This window comes from Desulfosoma sp., from assembly GCF_052743555.1.
The window spans coordinates 217,937-238,176 of sequence record NZ_JBRAHS010000001.1; the positions used below are offsets into that span (position 1 = coordinate 217,937).

The following is a 20,240-nucleotide window of genomic DNA, read 5'->3' on the forward strand; positions in this document are numbered from 1 at the left end:
CATCGCCGACAAGGGCGAAAGCCTCTCTCAAGGGCCTCCCAACGGGATGAAAACTCCAGTCGGTGTCGAGCATGCACCTGGACCCCATAGGGACAGTTGGGGCGGTGAAAGATGAACGTCCGAGCATTGCCCACGTATCGAGTCTCCTCGGAAACGGGGCAATATCCGTAAAGGCCGCGCCGCTCGAGAACCGCTTCGCGTTGCAGCTTCACAAATTCGTCCACTCTGGAGAACCCTTCGGGTCCCAGGAACACATAGGCTAGACCCTCGCGGATCAGTTGGGCGTTGACACAGGTTCCGTCGCCCGTCATCACATAGGCCAGCAGCCTTCCATGATCGTCCCATGGATGTCCCTCATAGGACAATGTGACCACTTGCCCCAGGACCATGGCCTTGTTGCGTTCGAAGGCCTCCACAGCATAACAGTCATGGCGCCCTCTTTCATGATCCATCTCCGGCGCGTCCACCCCCAGGTACCGGACCCTAAAGCCCCCCTTCAACACCACCGTGTCCCCATCCAACACCTTGACCACCACCGCCGCCGTGGGGGGCGTGGCATTCTTTGAAAAGCCTAAGATTCCAGCGCCTTCTCCGAACGAGACCCGATGTGAATCCATGGCCGTCACGAGACAGGCCATGGCGGCGATCGCCCGTAAAACCGCGCCAGGTCGCTTCCACCAACACCGCACGTGTTCCTCCCCATGTCATGTGATCTGTGGATCCTTTAAGTGGGCCAAAGCTGCGCAAGGTTTAAAAACCCATGTGAAACCAAACGCAATCCGAACACTTGACCAACTTCCTTGGCGTAGATATTCAAAATATAGGAACGTTTCAACAAGCCGAAAAGGACAAGGTATGGAAGACGACATCCGTCAAGACGCTTCGGCTGTTTCCGGCACCAGGAAAAAGCGGGTGGCGGTCACCATTCGTCACATGGAAATTGATGACTTAGCTGAGGTGTTTCACTTGGGCGAGGAGCTGTTCACGGCGGACCGGGTGCCGAACTTGTATCGCACCTGGGATCCCTTTGAGGTGGTGTCGTTTTACTTAAGCGACTGGGAATATTGTTTTGTGGCGGAAATGAACGACAGCATCGTGGGATTTGCCTTGGGCACAACCATTTCCAAACCAAGGTCGGCCTGGAAATACGCGCACCTGGTGTGGCTTGGCGTTCGAGGAGACCTGAGGCGGTCGCATGTGGCCGAACGGCTTTTCGACCACTTCAAGGAAACGGTCATGGAAGAAGGGGCGCGCATTCTTTTCGTGGACTCCGAGGCGGATAACGATACGGCTTTGGCTTTTTTTAAAAAGATGGGGTTCACCAACCCTAGGGAGCACATCTATTTGAGCCTGAACCTGACGGAAAGGCTCAAGAAGACTCGATCCGACCCCAGGGCTTCCAAGAAGCGCCAATCCACTGCACCCGTGTCGCCGCCGTCGCTCTGAGGCGACGTTCCTTCGCGGGCAAGGGGTCACCCCATTGGAGGTGTCTGTGGGCTCATCCGCACGACCGGTTATCCAGACAGCCCGATTGCGTCGCCTTCTGGAACGCTTGGTCAACATCTACAGCCCCTCAGGAAAGGAAGAAGACGCCATCGATTTTCTCTATTCCTTCCTGAAACGATACGACGTCCCCGTCGTGCGTCAGCCTGTGGACGATCATCGGTCCAACCTGGTGGTGCTGCCGCCCGATGCCGATATTCAGCTCGCTCTCATCGGACACGTGGACACCATTTCGGCTTATGACCTGGAGGATTTCGGTTGTGACGAGGCCAGTGGAGAGCTCTTTGGTCTGGGGACAGCCGATATGAAGGGGGGCTGTGCCGCCATGATCGAGGCGTACCTGAGCGCCTCGGCCGTGGCCTCTTCCCCCATCCCCGCAGCCTTGGCCTTGGTGGTGGGAGAAGAGGAAGAGGGGGATGGGGCTCGACGGCTCGTTCGCGATTATCACTTTCCATGGGCGATCATCGGGGAACCTACCGACCTGAAAGTATCCCTGGTGCATTACGGCTACCTGGAAATGCAGTTGGCTATTCGCGGCAAGAGAATGCACGCGTCCATGGCCAACCGGTCCGCCCATCCGGCCGAAAGCCTTTTGCACTTTTTGCTGCGCCTTTTGAGGTATTGGGAAGAACGCTGGCCGGAGGTCATTCCCAACATTCGCGATCTGAGCAGTTCTTCGGCGGGCTTTGTGGTGCCCGATTACTGTGAAGCCTGGCTCGATGTGCACCTTCCTCCGGCTTTACCCATGGGCGAAATCATCTTGGAGCTGGAACAGCTCACGGAATCCATTCGTGAAGACAACCCCCATGTGATCCCGAGCTTGCGGTTCACGGAGATTCACTCGGGCTATGATATTCCTGAACGGAGCCCCTTTGTGCAAAAGATTCGACATATCCTGGAAAGCCGTGAGCTTCGGTGGACGCCCGTGCCTTTTCGAAGCCACAGCGACGCCAACACGCTGTGGACCGCCGGGGTCAAACCCATTCTGCTGGGGCCGGGACAATTGGAAAAAGCCCATTCACCGGAAGAATCCGTGTCCTTTGATCAGGTGGTGGCGGCCGCGGAAATTTACGCCGACATCCTGATGGCTCTCTAAGACCTTAGGCAGCGTCCCCAGGCGCCTGGCCGAGCATGGCTTTTCGGGGCCGTTTTCATTTCATCCTGTAGGATCACCGCAAGGCGTGATCAGGCGACGCGGCGTGCGCCACTCCTACAGAAATTGTTCTCGAACAAGCTTCAAGGAGCGTGTCCAAAAATGCCAATTGCGCTCGAATGCAGCCTTGCAAGTCATTGAAATTGTAAGGCTGCAAACCGTAAGAGATGAGTTCTCGAAGAGTCTCCCGGAAGCCTGTCCGACAATGCCCATTTAGGGACACGGGAGCCTTGCAACTTATTGAAATTGCAAGGGCGCCAATTGTCAAAAGTCAGTTCTCGGACGAGCTCCCAGCCGTCTGTCGGTAGATGCCTTTGTGGCTTCGTTGCGTGGGAGCACCGTGAGGCACCCCGGGGGCTCGCGGCGTGTGCCCCTCCGCTCTAAACATTCTCGAACAATCTTCCAGGCCGCCATGCGGTTGCACGTTGACCGTCGGTATTTTCATGGTATGTTATCAGCCTAGCATTCTAAGGAATCCGCTAGCCAAAGTGTGCCTTCTTAGCCGCTTCATCGAAAGGAATTGACCTATGCACGGGGGCGTTCCAGGCAATCTTCGAGTCGCCGCCACCACTCCAATGAAGAGCCTCTTCCCTGTCCAAGCCCGCCCACTCGCCATGGTGCTCGGACTCGTTCTGATGGGTCTTGCCGTCGCTAATCTTTTCTTCGGCCGTGCCTCAGTACAGGCTCAGGACATGGTGAAGCCCGCCTCGGGCGCAAATGCCAACATAGCGCTTAGTCGCGCCGGAATCTGCGAAGCATTGGAAAACCTTAATCCGGTCAACACCGCTGCCGTCTTTTCAGTCACGCAGGGGCAGATCTATTGCTTCACCGAATTCGGCGCGGTGCACTCCCAGACTGTGATCCACCATCGCTGGTACCATCGTGACGCTCTGACCACAGAAATACGACTGAAACTCTACCCTCCGCGATGGGCGACATACAGCGTGCTCAAGCTTCGAGAAGTGGACAAGGGGCCATGGAAAGTGGAAATCACCGACGCCGAAGGGCACGTTCTCAGTGTTCTTCGGTTTAGCATTGTGGATTGAACGCCATGCGCTCCATCCTTCTCGTTCTCTCCTCCATTCGATGGCAGGATGTGGTGGACATCCTGATCAACAGCTACATCTTGTTTCGCGTCTACGTCCTTTTTCGACACACCAACGCCTTTCGTATTCTGGCAGGCATTGCGTCTCTGTGGGTTATTCAAGAACTGGCCGCTTCCCTGGGCCTCATTCTCACCAGCTGGGCCCTTCAGGCGATTACGGCGGCGGCGGCGATCATCATCATCGTGGTGTTTCGCAACGAAATCCGCTCCGCGCTGCAAGCCCGTAACCTCAAGAATTTCCTTTGGGGATCACCGTTGGAAGAAAAGTCTTCGCCTGTGTCTGTTCTGGTCGACACCTTTTTTCAAATGGGCAAAAAGCGCATAGGGGCCCTTGTGGTCTTTCCGGGCAAGGAAGACCTCAGTGAACTCGTTCATGGCGGTATTCCGTGGGATGGGCGTGTGTCTCAGGAAATGCTCATGAGCATCTTCTGGCCTAAGAATCCTGTGCATGACGGGGCGGTGATCGTGAAAGGGGACAAGGTGACGGAAGTAGGCGTCCTTTTACCCCTGTCCCAAAGAACGGACCTACCCACCTTTTACGGCACGCGGCACCGGGCCGCTGCAGGGCTTGCCGAACGCTCGGACGCTCTGGTGGTGGCGGTTTCCGAAGAACGCGGGCGGGTCTCCACCGCCAAGGACGGCTGGATCAAGCCGGTGTCTCAGCCCGAAGAACTGGCCCATATTTTGGAATCCCATATGGGAATGGACCATCGGCGCGACCCCGAGTATCGCAAGAAGGAAATGACCAAGCTGCGTATTGCCAGCGTGCTTTCCCTTTTCATCATCACCGCCATTTGGCTGGGCTTCACTCGAGGCCGCGATACCCTTATGGAACTGAATGTTCCCGTGGAATTCGTCAACCGACCGGCTCAGTTTCAGATCCTGGAAACCTCCGCCAACAAGGTGCATCTCCAATTCCATGGATCCAGTGCCATCGTCAAATCTTTGCGTCCGGAACAGGTGACCGTTCGCATCAATCTGGCCAAAGCCGTGGAAGGCCTGAATGTCTTTCCCATCACTAAGGAAAACATTCAGATGCCTCCAGGACTCTTTCTCAACAGCGTCAATCCGGCCACTTTGGAAGTCACCCTCGACGTTCCGGCCACCAAGATCGTTCCTGTGCAGGTGGACTGGATCGGAAAACTTCCGAACAACATCGTCATCACCGAGGTGCAGGTCACCCCCTCCGAGGTTCAAGTGCTGGGTGGAAAAACGTTGCTGGCGGGCATCCACACCTTTTACACCGCTCCTTTGCGCGTGGATAGCGTCACCCAATCCGGCTCCCTCACCGCTCCCCTTATCATCACGCCAGCCTCCCTGAAACTGGCCGATCCTTCTCAAGAACACGTGGAAATTCGCTTTACCGTGGCCAAGCGCTCGGAAAAGAAAGGACCTCCGGAGGGCTGATGCCTTTTGTTCGGCTCAGTGCCGTCCGTGCCGCGAAGGCGGCCCAGGGTGCGAGGCATTGTGAGGAGGAGACCCCGCCATGGCCCAGGTCCCCACCGATATGGAGCGGTCGAGAAAACTGAGCGCCCTGTGGATCGGCTACCTCGGCTGGGTGCTCGCCGCCTCCACCATTGTGCTTCTCCAAAAACTCGGCTACAGCGACATTTCAACGCACCAGATCGGTATTTTCATTGCAGCCGCCACGCTGGCTCACGGCCTCGGCTGGGCCATGGTCACTCTTGGATGGGACAGGCTCTTTCGGTTCGACCCTCACTTTGTCCTTATTCCCAACTGGTTCTTTTTTGCTCCGGTGGCCGCCTATGGATTTTACGCCGTCGGCACGGCCCGTGACCTCATGCTCATCGGCTGGCTCATGGGCTTCTTCTTCCTTGCCGGTCATGTGCGCTTTCGATGCGTGCTTTTGACCGCCTGTTACTACATGTTCTTGTACTTCGCCCTGTTCGTCATCATGAGCCGCTGGCACGGACACAGGCCGGACTATGTTCGCGAAATCGTGCGCATCGGCGCCTTTTTGACGGTTTGCATTTTTCTTGCCCTGCTTCTGGATCGATTCGCTTCCCAAAAAGCCCATCTCAAAGAATCCATCGCCCAGCTGAGGGAAAAGGATCGGGAAATCACCAGACTGAATGAAAGGCTGGCCCTGTTTGTCAGCGATCCTTTGGTGAGACACCTGGCCAAGGACGAAGGGAGGACTTTGTTCGAACACCGGCGCACAAAGATCACTGTTTTCTTTTCGGACATCTGCCGCTTCAGCACCATTACGGATACCATGGAGCCGGAAGAAACGGCCGAACAACTGAACGAGTATTTTCACGAAATGATTCCTCTGGTCTTGGAGCACAAGGGGACCCTGGACAAGCTCATGGGAGACGGCATGATGGTCCTCTTTGGAGCCCCCGATGACATGGACGCCGCGGAAGGGGCCTACCGTTGTCTGCAGATGGCCACGGCCATGCGCGACAAACTTAGAGCCCTTAACCACCGATGGGCTCAGAAAGGTTACCCTCACGCCCTTCGAGTGCGCATGGGGATCCATACGGGACTGAGTGTCGTCGGAAGTTTCGGCTCGGAACATTGGATGCAATACACAGCCATCGGCTCCCAGGTCAACGTGGCCGCCAGGCTGCAGCAAATCGCCGAACCCGACCAGATTCTCATCAGTCGGGCCACCTACACCCTGGTGGCCGAGAAGGTTCAGGTTCGAGACCTGGGCCTCCTGGCCTTGAAGGGGCTGCACCAACCGATGCACGTCTATGAATGCATCGATCTCCATGCCGGCGACCAGCCCCAAAGGATCATGGATGAGGGGCCGGGTTATTTTGTTTGGGTCCAATCGGATGCCGTAGAAGCCTCCACCTTGAGGGAATTGGCCCTTCGGTTGGAGTCGCTGGCGGAAATCAAAAAGGAATCCAAGAAATAATGGAGATTTCTGAGGCGGAAAAGGCTAGTCCGAAGACATGGACGTTTCTAAGGGACGCAATAAAGGCCGCCAGTAGTCGGGAAGGCCTTTTTCCGTGCCGTTTCGCATGAATTGCAAAATTCGGTTCGTGCGGGTTTCCATGTCGGGAATGATCTTAGCCAAGGCTTTCAGGCTGGAAAGCACCTTTTGCGTGTGCTTCTTGTGGGGGACTTCCATGCCCGGATGATTCAAAAGAGCCAGCACCTGATCCAACATGGGCAATTTCTCCGCGGTAAACTCCATATACGCCAACTGAGGCCACAGGGTGCGCACCTCTTGCGGCAAATGCTCGAGCCGATCGGCTACTTCCTGATCAGTTCCAACCCATACGGCGCTCTTGAGCCGTTCCAAAATACCTTGGATTTCTTGGCGCAGATCATTCCACGCGGAACTTTCTTCCAAGAGCCGTTCCCACTTGGGCTGAATCTTCATGGCGATCCAGTTGGCGGCCTGCTCCGGCAGCAAGGGCGTCACCAACAACTCTTTTTGCTCGGCCAAAAGGTTCCGTCCCACTGCTCCCAATTCCGCATGGCCGTTCAGGTTTTCCAAGCGGGTTTCGATGAATTCATTGAGGCGGCCCAAGAGGGTGGTCTTGTCTTCCAGCCCGGTGTGTTTTCGAATCTCTTCTTCCCACTGTTCTCGAAGAAAACCTACTTCGGCGTTGATGGCCGAAAAGATGAAGCTGAGTTTCATCAAGGTGTTGCGCAGCTCATGGGCCAGGGCGTTACAGGAAGCGAACCGCTCCTGGATCAATTCACTCTGCACCTGGCTCAAGGTCTCGCGAATGTGCAGGGAAAACATCTCCGTTCCCAAGATGCGGGAAAGCTTCTTGATGACCTTGGTGGCCCGATCCCCCCGCTGAATGCTGTGGGGTAGGAAATGGATCTTAATGACGGCCACCACCACATAGTCCGTATCTTGCCAAATGGGCGTGCCTTTCCAATTGAGCGGATACTCCAGGCCGGACAGATCTTCCCCGTACAGGTCACTCTTTTTGACCAGCACAGGCTCCATGTGATGCCAATCTTCCGGCTCCCCACTCAACTGCTTGCGCACGCTGCGCTGGTCCTCATAAGGATTGTCCGCCGTCCAGCTCTTTTGGCGCTCCACACACCACGCCATGGCCTCCAAGGCCCGGCCGGGACGATCCCGGTACTGTTCCCACGTCTTTCCCGGCGGATTATAGTCGGAAACGGCGGGAAGGCCCCAATAAATGGTGCAATTGCCCTGCTCTCGAATGCCCGATGTCACCCTCACCGAGCGCAACTCCGGCATGGGACCGATGCGGTAGATGGTTCCCTTGGTAGCATGATCCAGGCACAGCAAAATGGTCTCGATCATGTTCTTGCAGGTTTTCTCTAAAAGGTCGTGACCAATGATCATGCCCTGTCCACCCTCTGTCACAAAGCCGCTTGACGCCTTTTTTGAAGCCCAATCTTATAGTCGGAAAGCGTCAGGGCGTCAATAAGCACTTCTCTCGTGATTTTCTAAAGCATATTCCATACCAGACAAAGGGGTTTTTTTCCAAAAAATTGGACCAGACCTGAACCGGTCGTTTTCAGGGCTTGCATATTCCTTGAAAAAAATTTTCTCTAGGCGTCTCGGCCAAGCCTTGCCGCCCGAAAAACATGGCCCCATGAGCGGACTTTGCCTTCGACCCCCTCGCCACAGGATGACGCCGCCTGCACAGAAGTGTGCAAAGAATTGCACTTTCCAGCAAGGTCTATTAGGGGAGCCCTACGGACGGCCTTTTTCATAGCCCATGTTAAAGGCTTTTTGGTTGAGGTCATAGAGTTTGGGCGGGAAGAAGCGCTGAAGGCAGGCATCCCAGGTTTCTTTGGCAATGGGAAGCACCTCAATGGCCGCCACGGCGCCCATGACCACCATATTGGCCGCCTTGACGGAACCTGCCCGTCGAGCCAAGGCTTCGGCGTCCAGCGTGACGACTTTGGCCAGCTTTTCTTGCAGCACGGCGACGGTGTGGGCAATGTCCGGATAGCTCCCTTGGCCGGCGGCGACGGTAAAAGGCACAATGGGTGCCAGGTTGACGACGGCCTGGGTTTGGGCATGACATCGGTTGAGAGCCCTTAGGGCTTCCAAGGGTTCAAAGGCCACCAGCACATCGGCTTGGGCTTCCCCCACGATGGGCGCCTGAATATTCCCCACCACCACGGAAGATTCCACGACACCGCCGCGTTGCGCCATGCCGTGGATTTCGCTCATGGACGCATGGAACCCTGCAGCCAGAGCCGCTTCGCCGACCAATCTGGTGGCCAGAAGGGTTCCTTGTCCTCCCACACCCGTAAAAAAGAGGCGAACGCCTTCAAAGCGCCCGCTTTCGTGCGTCTTCACCACGCTCTCCTCCTTGAAAGCCATAGGGTTGCAGGCTCTCCGGTTCAAAAGACTTTTCCATGCCGCCGTCGTGTTTTCTTTGTCTTTCTTTTGTGTTCCGTGCAAAGGGCGCCCTTTAATGCGCACGGGTTCACGTCTTCAGGGTCCGATGGAACCATCGAGAATGTTCAGTGGCTTCGCCGCCCTCAAGCCTCAGGGCTCAGCGCTCGGCCCCCCTGAGGTACGATCCATCCCCGCCGATCCACCCCCGCTGGCCCTCGCCGGCTACACTACCATTTTCTTCGGCTTGATGGCCTCGCACAGTTGCGCGCACACCCCGCACCCTCCGCACAGGACTTCGTTTATCTGAACGCAGGTTTCCCCGGCTTCATTCCGCGACCACACGAAGGCGGAACATCCCAGTTGCGCCAGATCTTCCCGGCACGGACCACAGTTTCCTGTCACCTGAAAGACCACCTTTTGTTTGATGCCGAGCATGCGGCGTTCATAGAGCGGGCATGGGGATCGGCTGATGAGTACGGAAACGCCGCCGGCTTTCAAGCCGGCCTTCATTTCCTGAAGCACCTGCTGCGTCTTTTTCACGTTTAAGGGATTGACCACGGCCAGCTTTTGCACACCGCAGCCCCGCACCAAGGTTTCCAGGTCCACTTTGGATTGCCGTCTTCCTTCCTTGGTCAGCCACACCCCGGGGTGCGGCTGATGGCCCGTCATGGCGGTGGTGCCGTTGTCCAGGATCACCAACAGAAGGTTTCTGTCGTGGCTCACCGCATTGATCAGTCCCGTGATGCCGCTATGAAAAAAGGTGGAATCCCCGATAAAGGCTATCACCGGTTGATGAAGCACGCGGCTGAAACCTCCGGCGGTGGACACACTGGATCCCATACAGATCAAGATATCGGCCATCTGCAGCGGTGGCAGGAGTCCCAGGGTGTAGCACCCGATATCCGTCGGATAGACCGCTTCCGAGCCAAAAACCTTCTTGACGCTGAAAAAAGTGGCTCGATGCGGGCACCCAGGGCACAAGTTGGGGGGACGCCCCGGAAGGTCCTGTGGCACGACAAAAACCTGGGGCGGCCGGTAGGTCACTTCAAAAAATCGGGCCATGGCTTCTTTGACCTTCACCGTGTCCAGCTCAAAAGCCCTAGGGATATATTCTTTTCCGGCGATTTTTCCCTGAAATCCGCATTTTTGCGCGACAACTCGCACGGCCTCTTCCAGGAACGGCTCCAGTTCTTCCACCACCAGCACGGCCTCCACCCGCCCGAGAAACTCCGCCACGAGCCCTTCGGGAAAGGGATGGGTCATGCCCAGCTTCAGATGGCGCACCCGATCCTTGATGCCCAGCTCGCGCACAGCGTCCTGGACATAAAGGGTGGAAACGCCGCTGGTCACGATGCCCCAGGAACCAACGCCCTCCTCGGTGTTGAAGGGGCTCGTTTCCGAGGCTTCTTTAAGCTGGTCCAGCTTCTCCAGAAGTCTGAGGTGGAGCTTTCGGCCCACCATGGGAACAACCACCAAGTTGAAAGGGTCCTTGGCAAAAGTGCCCTCCAACTTCCTTTCCACAAGCTTTCCCATGGTCACGGGGCCTCGACAGTGGTTGACTCGAGTCGTGGTCCGCAACAGGACGGGAATACCGTACTTTTCCGAGAGCTCATACCCGGCCAGCACCATGTCCTTGGCCTCTTGGGGTGTCGCTGGCTCCAACATGGGCACGCCAGCCATCTTGGCATAGTAGCGGTTGTCTTGTTCGTTCTGGCTGGAATGCAAGGAGGGGTCGTCCGCCGAAACCACCACCATGCCCGCTTTGACCCCCACATAAGCCAGGGTCATAAAGGCATCGGAGGCCACGTTCAGGCCCACATGCTTCATGGCCGCCAGACTGCGCACGCCGCACTGAGCCGCCGCACTGGCGGACTCCACAGACACCTTTTCGTTCACCGAATATTCCACTTCCGCCCCGATTTGCTGGCCCAGAACAGCAAAGCCGTCAATGATTTCTGAGGACGGTGTTCCCGGATAGGCGGCCACATAGCGCACGCCGGATTCCAAAGCTCCACGAATAATGGCTTCGTTGCCCAAAAGAAATCTCGTCTCACCTTGAGTCCCGCACAGCAGGTCATGCATGTCGGCCGCCTCCTCCTTCACCCGGTCTTGCGTCGATGATCCACAAAGGGTTTGACTTTGCCGTTGGAACGTTCCAGAGAACCTCTTTCCACCAGTTTGATACGCGGAACAATACCGATGAAATTGGCCACTTTTTGACGCATCTCATCCACGAGGGTCCGCTGCTCCCTCATTTTGTCAAAGAAGAGCTGTTCTGTGACTTCAATCCATATTTCCAGTTGATCCAAATTGCCGTGGCGGGTCACCACCACTTGGTAGGTCGGCCTTTCTCCCTTGACCTGCTCCAAAACATCCCCGATCCGTTCGGGAATAATGTTGATACCCTTGATGACCACCACGCCGTCGCAACGGCCTTCGATGCGTGAGATTCTGCGAAAAGTCCTTCCACAAGGACAGGGTTTCGTGAGGAGTCGGCACAGGTCTCCCGTCCGGTAGCGAATGACCGGAAAGGCCTCTTTGGTGAGCGTCGTAATGACCAATTCCCCCAACCGGCCCGGCTCACAAGGTGCTCCCGTGACAGGATCCACAATTTCCACAAGGAAATGGTCTTCCTGAACGTGCATGCCTTTTTGCTCCAAGCATTCTCCCGCCACCCCGGGCCCCATGACCTCACTGATGCCGTAATTGTCTGTAGCCGTGACAAAAAGTCTCTCCTGAATTTCCCGACGCATTTCTTCGGTCCACGGCTCTCCGGCGCACACGACATGCCGCAGGCTCAGCCTTTTGGGATCCACTCCCAATTGCTCCATTTTGTCGGCAATGATCAGGGCATATGAGGGCGTGCACACCAAGGCCGTAGTGCGAAAGTCCTGCATGATCTTGATCTGGCGCTCGGTTCGGCCCACGGAAGTGGGGAGCACGGATGCCCCCAGGCGCTCCGCCCCGTAGTGAATGCCCAGCCCCCCCGTAAGCAGTCCATAGGCAAAGGTCACCTGAATGACATCATCGTGCGTGAGCCCGGCCGAAGCCAGAATTCTGGCCACCAGTTGCGCCCAATGCTTCAGGTCCCGTTTGGTGTACCCCACGACCCTGGGATTGACGGAAGTTCCCGAAGAGGAATGCACTCGAACGACTTCCCGAAGGGGCACGGCGAACATTTCATAGGGATAACTATTGCTCACGTCCTCTCGTGTGGTGAAAGGCAGCCTTTTCAGATCCTCCAGATCCCCCAGATCATTTTCCGGCACAAAGCCGATGTCTCGAAAAATCCTTCGGTAAAAGGCCACGTTACGATCGACCCGGTTCAAAGTCGCCTGGAGCCGCTCCAGCTGTAACTGGCGCAACTCTTCAATACCGAGGCATTCCTTTTCCGGTTCCCAAATTGAAACCCCGTCCGGTCTCATAACCGTTCCCTCAACGAACCCATGAGTGTGGAAGCGCCGCAAGGCGCGAGCGGAATTGCGGCTTGAGGCGCTTGCACAAAATGCGTCCTCGAATCGGCTGCCGGCACTTTGTCCGACGATGCCATTTCCGAGGAGCCGAGATGGCAAAAAGCCCCATCCAGGGATGCTCCTCGACGTTTGAAGCCATCGTCCTCAGCCGCCTGAGCATTGGTGGATGGCCGGACCCCGTCGATGCGGTCGGGATCTTCCCGGAAGCGCAGGAGCGCCTCCCTCCGATGCGACGGATTCCCACCACATGCACCTTGAAGGGACCGGCTGCTGACAGTCCGCACTTGAGCAGATAGCCACAAGGTGATTCCTCCGAAAGCGTCAGGGGGACAAGCGTGCTTACGGAAACAAGAACCCTCCCGCAGCATTCACAAACGGCCTTCTCAGACAAAGGGCTTGGGGATGCCGGCGCGGTGTGCCGCCAGAAAGAGCGGCTCACCAAGAGGCCTTCAGCTTACGCTTCCCATATGTCTTTCGCCCCTTTGCCCAAGTAGGCCCTTTGCACTTCGCGATGGGCCAAAAGGTCTCGACCGTCTCCCTGAAGGACGATTTTTCCGGTCTCCAGGACATAGCCCCGATCCGCAATCTGCAAGGCGGCGCGCGCGTTTTGTTCGATGAGTAAAATGGTGCGCCCTTCAGCTCGCAGTTCCAGAATAATGTCGAAGATTTCTCGAACAATCAAGGGAGCCAGCCCCATGGACGGTTCATCCAGCAGGAGAAGCCGAGGCCGTGCCATAAGGGCTCGGCAGATGGCCAGCATCTGTTGTTCTCCACCACTGAGCGTCCCGGCCAACTGATGCCGCCTCTGGCGAAGCACAGGGAATCGGTCCAGCAGTCGATCCATGTCCCGTCGCATTCCCTTCCGGTCCTTGCGATGCACGAAAGCGCCCATCTCCAGGTTGGCTTCCACGCTCAAGGTGGCAAAGATCTGGCGCCCCTCAGGCACCAAAGAAATCCCCTTTTGCACGACGGCCTCTGAAGGCAGCCGCGTCAGGTCCGTTTCTTCAAAAAGTACGGCACCCTTGGCCGGTTTCAAAAGCCCGCAGATACAGTGAACCAGTGTGGTCTTGCCCGCCCCGTTGGCACCGATCAAGGCCACGATTTCCCCGGAGCGCACATGGAGCGACACCCCTTTGAGGGCGTGAATGTTTCCATAATAGGCGTGCAAGCTCTTGACCGTCAGCACCGCAGCTTATCCTTTTCCCAATCACATCTTGAGCGAGACCAATTCCATCAAAGTCTTTTTTTACCGTCTAAAAACATGCCTTCACAAAGCCCAGCCCTCACAGCTCATGATTCTCCGCCAAGGATCGCTCTCGAAGGTCGCCGGCGCCGTTCCCCCAATCTTCGCCCAGATAGGCCTGAGTGACGCTCGGGTTGTCCTTGATCTCCCGAGGTGTCCCAGAGGCCAGCACTTGGCCGAAATGGAGCACGACAATCCGATCGGAAATATCCATGACCAGGTTCATGTCATGTTCCACCAAAACCACCGTCACACCTTTGTTCTGAATCCGTCGAAGCAGATCCCCCAGTTCTTCCGTCTCTCGCGTATTGAGACCACCTGCAGGCTCATCCAGGAGGATCATGGCGGGGTCTGTGGCCAAGGCGCGCGCAATTTCCAGAATCTTTTGCTTGCCCAAAGGCAACGCCCCCGCCGGCAGGTCTCGCGCGTCTTGAAGTCCGGCAAAGACCAACCAGGCTTCGGCCTCCTCACGAATTTCGGCTTCTTCTCGGCGCATGAAGGGCAGCCGCAACCCTGAGGCCCAAAATCCCGCCCGGGTTCGCGCATGCCGCCCCACCATGACGTTTTCCCAGACGCTCATGTGCGGAAACAAAGCCACGTGTTGAAAGGTGCGCGACACGCCGCGACGGGCGATCTCGTGAGGCCTTTTTCCCTGAAGGGGTTCACCCTGAAAGATCACGGCGCCTGAAGACGGCCTTAGGAGGCCGCTGATGCAATTGAGCAGCGTGGTCTTTCCCGCTCCGTTGGGTCCGATGATGGATTGGATGATTCCGCGGGGAATGTGGGCGTTCACCCCCTTGAGGGCCGTGACGCCGCCGAAGTGCATGTGCACGTCATGAAGTTCCAGAATGGGTGTGGTGGATAAAGAAGAGGGGCTTTCGCTCATGGGTCATGAGCCACCGTCGGAATAGGGTTCACGAATGCGATGCCCGCGGTCGACAATTCCTTGCAGCCAGAGTACCAAACCTTGGGGCACAAACAAGGCCATGAGTAAAAGAATGCCGCCGTAGACCAAGATTTCAAAATCGGCAAAAACCTGGAGCCACTCGTTGCCCACAAATGTCAAGAGCACCGTGCCCGCCAAAGCCCCCCAGAGGCTTTGCATGCCGCCGACCACCACCATGAGCACGAACCGAATGGACCACATCAAATCAAAGGACCCCGGGGAAAGAAAGGAGACGTAGTGGGCGTAGAGGCTTCCGGCAATGGATGCCGAGACGGCGCTATAGACGAACACCTGCACCTTCAGCGTCCCCACGGGAACACCCATGGCCTCTGCGGCTTTTTCATCATCGTGAATGGCCCGCAGGGCTCTGCCGATGCGCGAAAGCAGCACATGGCGGGTAAACAGGAAAACGACAAGAACGATGCCCCAAACAAGGTAGAACCAAGCCACATCTCCCGAAAGCTTGCGGCCCGCGAAAGACAGCCCGGGAATGCCTCCAAACCCCGAAGGCCCTCCGGTCCAGTCCACCTCTTCGTTCATGACGATGTGGACAATGACCCCAAAACCCAGCGTGGCCATGGCCAGGTAATGACCTTTCAGGCGCAGGGCAGGCTTTCCCACTAGCCAGGCCACGGCGGCGGCGGCCGCGGCTCCGGCCAGCAACGCCACCCAGGGATTCCAACGAAAGTGGACTGTGAGGATCCCGGTGCCATAGGCTCCGATGCCGAAGAAGGCGGCTTGGGCCAAAGAGATTTGCCCGGCAAACCCCATGAGAAGACTTAGGCCGATGGTGACCAAACAGAAGATGCCGGCAAAAATCATGACGTCGGTGTAGTGAGAAAAAGACCGGGAGACACCGGCAAGCCATGGAAACGCAGCGAGGAAAATCGTCAAAGCCAAAAAGGCGGCCTTTTCCCGAGAGGTCATAGCGCTCAGAACCTCTTAAGCCCGGCGGCTTCTTTGTTTCCAAACAACCCTTCGGGCTTAAAGAACAACGCGGACATGAGTAGGACAAGGGCCACAGCATCCTTGTAACCTGAAGACAGATAGCCGGCACAAAACGATTCCGACAATCCCAACACAAGGCCGGCCACCAAAGCGCCGGAGAATTGCCCGAGTCCCCCCAGGACGGCCGCCCCGAAACCCTTGAGCCCGAGCAAGGTGCCGCGATCGTATTCCATCAAGGTGATGGGGCAAATGGCGGCCCCGGCCACGGCGCCTACGGTGGCACTGAGAGCGAAGGACAGCAGGACCATGGTGCGCACCGGAATGCCCACCAGCTTCGCCGCATTGGGATTATCGGCGCAGGCCAACATGGCTTTTCCATAAAAGGAGGTGCGAAAAAAAATCGTCAAGGCCACCACCACCACTGCACTGATTCCCAAGACCCACAGGGCTTGCGGTTGGATTGCCACCCCCTGCCACAGAAAGGCCCTTCCTTGACTGAAAGCAGGTAAGCGGTACGGATCCTTTCCCCAGGCCAGCATGGCCCCACCCTTCAGAAGGATAGAAAAAGCTAAGGTAACGATGATCATGGAAAGCACCGTCGCATGCCGCGCTCGACGGATCACGTAGCGTTCCAGGAGCAATCCGACGACACCGACCGTGACCACCGCGCCGAAGACAGCCGGTGCCAAAGGTAAGCCGCAGGTCTGGTGGTAAAAAACCCCAAACAACCCCCCCAGCATGACGAATTCACCTTGGGCAAAGTTGATGATCTCTGTCACGTTGTAGATGATGTTGTACCCGATGGCCACCAAAGCGTAGATGGCTCCGATGGTTACACCGCCCAACGCATATTGAAGCCACGCGGCTCCCAAAATTTCACCCACCATGATCACGCGTGTCCCTGATACCATGTTCCTTAAAAAAACCGGCGTGCCATTGCCCCATGGGTCGGCACGCCGGCTTTAAACTCCGCGGGTCCTGGTCACCAAGGGGCCAATGCCCAATCGCCGTTTTTCACCACAACCATTTCCAAATCGTCCTTACTCAAACCGTTATGGTCCTGGGGCGAAAAATTAAAGACGCCGTGTTGTCCCACAAAACCTTTGGTGTTTTCCAGAACGTCTCGAATTTTTGCCGGATCCGGCCCCACAGCCTTCAGAGCGGCAACGGCCAAGTGCAATGCATCCCACGCGTGGCCGCCGAAGGAAGAAACCGGTTCGTTGTATTTCTTTTCATACGCTTCGGTGTAGCCCATGATGACCTTCTTTTGTGGATGCGTGTCCGCAAGAAGGGGCCCAACGTTGACTCGAGCTAGCGGCAATAAAACGCCTTCGGCCGCATTCCCTGCCAGTTCCAGATTCTTGCGACTTCCAAAGCCGTGGCTTTGGAAAAGAGGAATGTTTTCCATCCTGAGGTCCCGCCACCCCTTGACGGCCAGCACCTGCGTCGGCCCCACGGACCAGTTCACAATGGCTTCCACTTTGGCTTCCCGCATTTTCGTCAGTTGCGCCGTCAAGTCCGTATCTTTTGGGCCGTAGCGTTCATCGGCGAGCACCGTGATGCCATATTCGGGGGCAAGACGCAAGAGCTCCTCGCGGCCGCTTGCGCCGAACCCTGTGGATGCGGTCATGATCCCAATCTTGGTGATACCTTTGGCTTTCATGTAGTCGTACATTTTGCCGACCACGTGTTTATCGGATCCGGCCACCTTAAAGACCCACCGGCGCTCGGCCACTGGCTCTACGATCTTGTAACTGGCCGCACAGGAGATGAGCGGCACGCGGGCCTCTTCAGCGATGGGGGCGACGGCCAGGCTGGCATCACTTTGCGTTGGCCCGATGATCACCGGAACCTGATCCGTCTTGATCAGCTTCTTGACGGCCAGAGTGCTTTTGGTGGCATCACTTTCGTCGTCGTAGATGATCAACTCCAGTGGATGGCCGTTGATGCCGCCTTGGCTGTTGATTTCATCCCGAATCATTTCCGCCGTTTTCTTTTCCGGCTCCCCAAGAAAGGAAGCCGTTCCCGTGATGGCAAAGACCGCCCCAACCTTGAACGGCTCCTTTGCCGCCAGGACCACCTTGCGCTGTAGAACGCCGGCACTCCACACCCCAACCATCATTGCAGCCAAGACACCCCACATCCAACGTCGCTTTGCCTTCATCCCTTGATCCTCCCTGTGCCCAGAGTGACAAAAAAGGGGCCGAGGGAACATCCCACGGCCCCAACAAAAAAGCCGGGGGCAAACCCGGAAATGCGGTCTGCCCACGGCTTATTCGGCGCGATGTCGCCTTCACCGACAGGCAGACCGCCTGCGGTAGCCGTAGCCATAATTACAGGAACACAACCGAATTGTCCGAAAAAGCATTGGCATCCTTTGCTGCACTGAGCCTGAGCGGGGTCTCCCGATTTCCCCCGTGTTCGTTTACACGGTTGCGTGTTTTCATGTCAAGGTGAAACTCATGCTCCGGCCGGGTTTTCGTTCAAAGCTTTCTGCAGGCACCGTCATCCCTGAAAGGCTTGGCCAAAAATGTGTTTTCCCGGTAATCATGAGCATGGGGAGCTTCACTAAGAAGAGCCTCGAGGATGAAGGTTCCATGAAGGAAAAACAAGCCCATCGGAAAACGCCCGTCGTCAAGGCCATCGGATTGGTTCTTTTCATTGTGACAGCCCTACTGGTGGTGCGAGATACGGGTATGCAGCAGCATTTGACCGCGGACTATCTGGCCACCCTCCTGAAAACAGCGGGCCTTTGGGCCCTTGTCGCGTATGTGTTTATTTACGCTGCGGGAGTCTGCATTTTCGTTTCGGGGACACTCCTGACGGCCGTCGCTGCGGCCATCTTTGGCCTTTACCTTGGATTCGTGGTGGTCTGGGGAGGCGCCATGCTCGGGGCAAGCTTGGCTTTTTGGATCGGAAGGACCTTGGGAAGGGATTTCGCCGCTTCTCTCATCGGCAGCCGCCTCAAGACATACGACGACGCTATCGAACGCAACGGCTTTGCCACCGTCTTGGTATCTGCGCCTCGTGTATTTTCCCTTCACGCCTATGAACTTCGGCATGGGGCTCACGAAGGTGCGGTTTAGCGACTTTCTTTGGGGAACCGCTTTGGGGATTCTAGTGGGAACCTTCGTTTTTACTTTTTTCATCGGCACTGTTCGAGATATTTGGCTTTCCGCCCAGTGGAGCAAACTTCTCTCTCCAAAGATCGCCGTAGCGCTCGCGCTTTTCATCGGGTCATTTTTCGTTCCTTTGCTGGTCAAGCGTCGGTATCGAACAGATTCGCTTCCATAGGCCCTTTGAACATTAATAGGCCCTTAGGCGCGAAATCGAAATGCTTGAGACCGCGGGTCCTCCAGGGCGGCCCTTCACGCCGTCGCCAAGCCCCCAGGGGGCCGCCCCACGTCCCAGTCCAAGCACTACCGGCGTGAAACGGCAAAACCGCACAGCCCTCGAATGTTCAAGGCGCCTTCAATGAATGAAACCACATCGGCACATTAGGGAAGAGGGCTTTTCGAGATCTGGTTGCCGATGGCGAAAAGACAGGACCAATAAACCCGGCGCAACCTTTGGTCGTGTTAAACAAAATCTTCATGCACTTAAAGGACCAAAAGGCGTGTTCACTTCGGCAAGGTTTTTTCTTGAGTTCTTTACGCATGTACTGTACGCAAGGGCGTGCAAGGGACGGCTGGAAGACTGTCCGAGAATTCCTTATTGCCCATCGAAGGTAAAGACTTTAGCTCGTTCACCGATGACGCCACCCCAAAGCCCATTGAATCCTTTCGTATGGCCTCAACTCCAGGCGGTCCCCGGACTTGTCCACGGGGTGTTTACGCGGCACGGCGGAGTGAGCCGTCCGCCCTACGCAACGCTCAATGCGGCCTTTGGCAATGGAGACAGCCCGGAGGCCGTGTCGGAAAACCTCAGAAGAATCGCTTCGTGGCTAGATCTGAACTTCCTAGTGGCGACACCTCAGGTGCATGGCACCCAAGTGGTCGTCGTGGATGAAGCGTTTCTGCACGCGCGGCCGAAAAAGACAGCCAACGGGTTTTCCCTCATCGTCGGCCCTCAGGCCGACGCCATGGTCACCGCCTGTGTGGGAGTCGGGCTTCTGATTAAGATCGCGGACTGCCAGGCGGTTTTCCTCATGGATCCGGTTCGACGCGTCGTGGCTAATGTGCATTGCGGCTGGAGGGGAAGCGTTGGGAACATTCTGGCGGAAACCGTTCGCGTCATGCGGACCGGATTTGGAACCCGCCCCGAAGATCTTCTGGCGGCCATCAGCCCTTCTCTGGGGCCCTGCTGTGCGGAATTTCGCCACTTTACCCGTGAGATACCTCTACATCTTTGGGGCTTTCAGGTTCGTCCGACTTACTTCGATTTCTGGTCCATCAGCCGCCATCAGCTGACGGCGTGTGGTGTTCGCCCCGAAAACATTCACGCAGCACAGGTCTGCACGGTGTGCCATCGAGACACTTACTTTAGTTACCGCGGGGAAAAAACCAAGGGCCGTATGGCGGCCGTGATTGGACTCACATCCCATTAGGGA

At 56.7% G+C, this 20,240-nt stretch carries 18 protein-coding genes; 8 read left to right on the forward strand and 10 right to left on the reverse strand.

Going from position 1 to position 20,240, the window contains the following annotated elements; translation table 11 throughout:
* Window positions 1-689: thermonuclease family protein (locus tag ACUVSA_RS01010; protein WP_445893449.1), on the reverse strand; the 689-nt coding region annotated here is incomplete at its 3' end.
* A 166-nt stretch (window positions 690-855) separates the two neighbouring features.
* On the opposite strand from ACUVSA_RS01010, the gene ACUVSA_RS01015 reads away from it, so the two are divergent.
* The 5 genes from ACUVSA_RS01015 to ACUVSA_RS01035 all read left to right on the forward strand — a co-directional run bounded on the left by ACUVSA_RS01015 (window position 856) and on the right by ACUVSA_RS01035 (window position 6,648).
* On the forward strand, window positions 856-1,446 hold the full coding sequence (locus tag ACUVSA_RS01015) for a GNAT family N-acetyltransferase (RefSeq protein WP_445893450.1): 591 nt from the start codon (window positions 856-858) through the stop codon (window positions 1,444-1,446).
* Between the two features lie 46 nt (window positions 1,447-1,492).
* Window positions 1,493-2,599, forward strand: coding sequence for a M20 family metallopeptidase (locus ACUVSA_RS01020; RefSeq protein ID WP_445893451.1), 1,107 nt, complete (start codon window positions 1,493-1,495; stop codon window positions 2,597-2,599).
* 671 nt (window positions 2,600-3,270) lie between these two features.
* Window positions 3,271-3,702 carry a DUF2914 domain-containing protein gene (locus tag ACUVSA_RS01025; RefSeq protein WP_445893452.1) on the forward strand — a complete coding sequence of 144 codons (432 nt, stop codon included), beginning with the start codon at window positions 3,271-3,273 and terminating at the stop codon, window positions 3,700-3,702.
* A gap of 5 nt (window positions 3,703-3,707) precedes the next feature.
* Window positions 3,708-5,168, forward strand: coding sequence for a diadenylate cyclase (locus tag ACUVSA_RS01030; RefSeq protein ID WP_445893453.1), 1,461 nt, complete (start codon window positions 3,708-3,710; stop codon window positions 5,166-5,168).
* 79 nt (window positions 5,169-5,247) lie between these two features.
* Window positions 5,248-6,648 carry an adenylate/guanylate cyclase domain-containing protein gene (locus ACUVSA_RS01035; RefSeq protein ID WP_445893454.1) on the forward strand — a complete coding sequence of 467 codons (1,401 nt, stop codon included), beginning with the start codon at window positions 5,248-5,250 and terminating at the stop codon, window positions 6,646-6,648.
* Between the two features lie 24 nt (window positions 6,649-6,672).
* Here ACUVSA_RS01035 and ACUVSA_RS01040 read toward each other — a convergent pair whose 3' ends face one another.
* From ACUVSA_RS01040 to ACUVSA_RS01080, 9 genes are all read right to left on the reverse strand, one after another.
* Window positions 6,673-8,028: a hypothetical protein gene (locus tag ACUVSA_RS01040; RefSeq protein ID WP_445893455.1), complete on the reverse strand. Its 1,356-nt coding sequence runs from the start codon at window positions 8,026-8,028 to the stop codon at window positions 6,673-6,675.
* 396 nt (window positions 8,029-8,424) lie between these two features.
* The gene (locus tag ACUVSA_RS01045) at window positions 8,425-9,042 is read right to left on the reverse strand and encodes an indolepyruvate oxidoreductase subunit beta (RefSeq protein WP_445891406.1); all 618 of its coding nucleotides are present in this window, start codon (window positions 9,040-9,042) and stop codon (window positions 8,425-8,427) included.
* 261 nt (window positions 9,043-9,303) lie between these two features.
* The gene (iorA, locus tag ACUVSA_RS01050; protein WP_445893456.1) at window positions 9,304-11,163 is read right to left on the reverse strand and encodes an indolepyruvate ferredoxin oxidoreductase subunit alpha; all 1,860 of its coding nucleotides are present in this window, start codon (window positions 11,161-11,163) and stop codon (window positions 9,304-9,306) included.
* Window positions 11,164-11,180: 17 nt separating this feature from the next.
* Window positions 11,181-12,506: a phenylacetate--CoA ligase family protein gene (locus ACUVSA_RS01055; RefSeq protein ID WP_445893457.1), complete on the reverse strand. Its 1,326-nt coding sequence runs from the start codon at window positions 12,504-12,506 to the stop codon at window positions 11,181-11,183.
* 502 nt (window positions 12,507-13,008) lie between these two features.
* Window positions 13,009-13,740 carry an ABC transporter ATP-binding protein gene (locus tag ACUVSA_RS01060; protein WP_445891403.1) on the reverse strand — a complete coding sequence of 244 codons (732 nt, stop codon included), beginning with the start codon at window positions 13,738-13,740 and terminating at the stop codon, window positions 13,009-13,011.
* Window positions 13,741-13,837: 97 nt separating this feature from the next.
* Entirely contained in the window at window positions 13,838-14,683 is an 846-nt protein-coding gene (locus tag ACUVSA_RS01065; RefSeq protein ID WP_445893458.1) for an ABC transporter ATP-binding protein, read from the reverse strand.
* Between the two features lie 3 nt (window positions 14,684-14,686).
* A complete protein-coding gene (locus tag ACUVSA_RS01070; RefSeq protein WP_445891401.1) occupies window positions 14,687-15,670 on the reverse strand; it encodes a branched-chain amino acid ABC transporter permease in 984 nt (327 codons plus the stop codon).
* Between the two features lie 5 nt (window positions 15,671-15,675).
* Complete coding sequence (locus ACUVSA_RS01075; RefSeq protein WP_445893459.1) at window positions 15,676-16,602, reverse strand: branched-chain amino acid ABC transporter permease; 927 nt, start codon at window positions 16,600-16,602, stop codon at window positions 15,676-15,678.
* Between the two features lie 71 nt (window positions 16,603-16,673).
* Window positions 16,674-17,855 (reverse strand): ABC transporter substrate-binding protein, encoded by a 1,182-nt coding sequence (locus ACUVSA_RS01080; RefSeq protein WP_445891399.1) that lies wholly within the window; start codon window positions 17,853-17,855, stop codon window positions 16,674-16,676.
* A gap of 433 nt (window positions 17,856-18,288) precedes the next feature.
* Here ACUVSA_RS01080 and ACUVSA_RS01085 point away from each other — a divergent pair, with 433 nt between their 5' ends.
* The 3 genes from ACUVSA_RS01085 (at window position 18,289) to pgeF (ending at window position 20,237) form a co-directional block, all read left to right on the forward strand.
* On the forward strand, window positions 18,289-18,777 hold the full coding sequence (locus tag ACUVSA_RS01085) for a TVP38/TMEM64 family protein (RefSeq protein WP_445893460.1): 489 nt from the start codon (window positions 18,289-18,291) through the stop codon (window positions 18,775-18,777).
* Window positions 18,752-18,985 (forward strand): hypothetical protein, encoded by a 234-nt coding sequence (locus ACUVSA_RS01090; RefSeq protein ID WP_445893461.1) that lies wholly within the window; start codon window positions 18,752-18,754, stop codon window positions 18,983-18,985. Before ACUVSA_RS01085 ends, ACUVSA_RS01090 begins: the two co-directional genes overlap by 26 nt.
* A gap of 457 nt (window positions 18,986-19,442) precedes the next feature.
* Window positions 19,443-20,237, forward strand: coding sequence for a peptidoglycan editing factor PgeF (gene pgeF, locus ACUVSA_RS01095; RefSeq protein WP_445893462.1), 795 nt, complete (start codon window positions 19,443-19,445; stop codon window positions 20,235-20,237).
* Window positions 20,238-20,240 lie beyond the last annotated feature (3 nt).

Coding starts and splice junctions, on each gene's coding strand:
- iorA (WP_445893456.1), bottom strand. CDS start 11,163: ATGCATGACCTGCTGTGCGGGACTCAAGGTGAGACGAGATTTCTTTTG.
- ACUVSA_RS01090 (WP_445893461.1), top strand. CDS start 18,752: ATGGGGCTCACGAAGGTGCGGTTTAGCGACTTTCTTTGGGGAACCGCT.
- ACUVSA_RS01025 (WP_445893452.1), top strand. CDS start 3,271: ATGGTGCTCGGACTCGTTCTGATGGGTCTTGCCGTCGCTAATCTTTTC.
- pgeF (WP_445893462.1), top strand. CDS start 19,443: ATGACGCCACCCCAAAGCCCATTGAATCCTTTCGTATGGCCTCAACTC.
- ACUVSA_RS01065 (WP_445893458.1), bottom strand. CDS start 14,683: ATGAGCGAAAGCCCCTCTTCTTTATCCACCACACCCATTCTGGAACTT.
- ACUVSA_RS01055 (WP_445893457.1), bottom strand. CDS start 12,506: ATGAGACCGGACGGGGTTTCAATTTGGGAACCGGAAAAGGAATGCCTC.
- ACUVSA_RS01035 (WP_445893454.1), top strand. CDS start 5,248: ATGGCCCAGGTCCCCACCGATATGGAGCGGTCGAGAAAACTGAGCGCC.
- ACUVSA_RS01015 (WP_445893450.1), top strand. CDS start 856: ATGGAAGACGACATCCGTCAAGACGCTTCGGCTGTTTCCGGCACCAGG.
- ACUVSA_RS01075 (WP_445893459.1), bottom strand. CDS start 16,602: ATGGTATCAGGGACACGCGTGATCATGGTGGGTGAAATTTTGGGAGCC.
- ACUVSA_RS01040 (WP_445893455.1), bottom strand. CDS start 8,028: ATGATCGAGACCATTTTGCTGTGCCTGGATCATGCTACCAAGGGAACC.
- ACUVSA_RS01080 (WP_445891399.1), bottom strand. CDS start 17,855: ATGAAGGCAAAGCGACGTTGGATGTGGGGTGTCTTGGCTGCAATGATG.
- ACUVSA_RS01070 (WP_445891401.1), bottom strand. CDS start 15,670: ATGACCTCTCGGGAAAAGGCCGCCTTTTTGGCTTTGACGATTTTCCTC.
- ACUVSA_RS01030 (WP_445893453.1), top strand. CDS start 3,708: ATGCGCTCCATCCTTCTCGTTCTCTCCTCCATTCGATGGCAGGATGTG.
- ACUVSA_RS01085 (WP_445893460.1), top strand. CDS start 18,289: ATGAAGGAAAAACAAGCCCATCGGAAAACGCCCGTCGTCAAGGCCATC.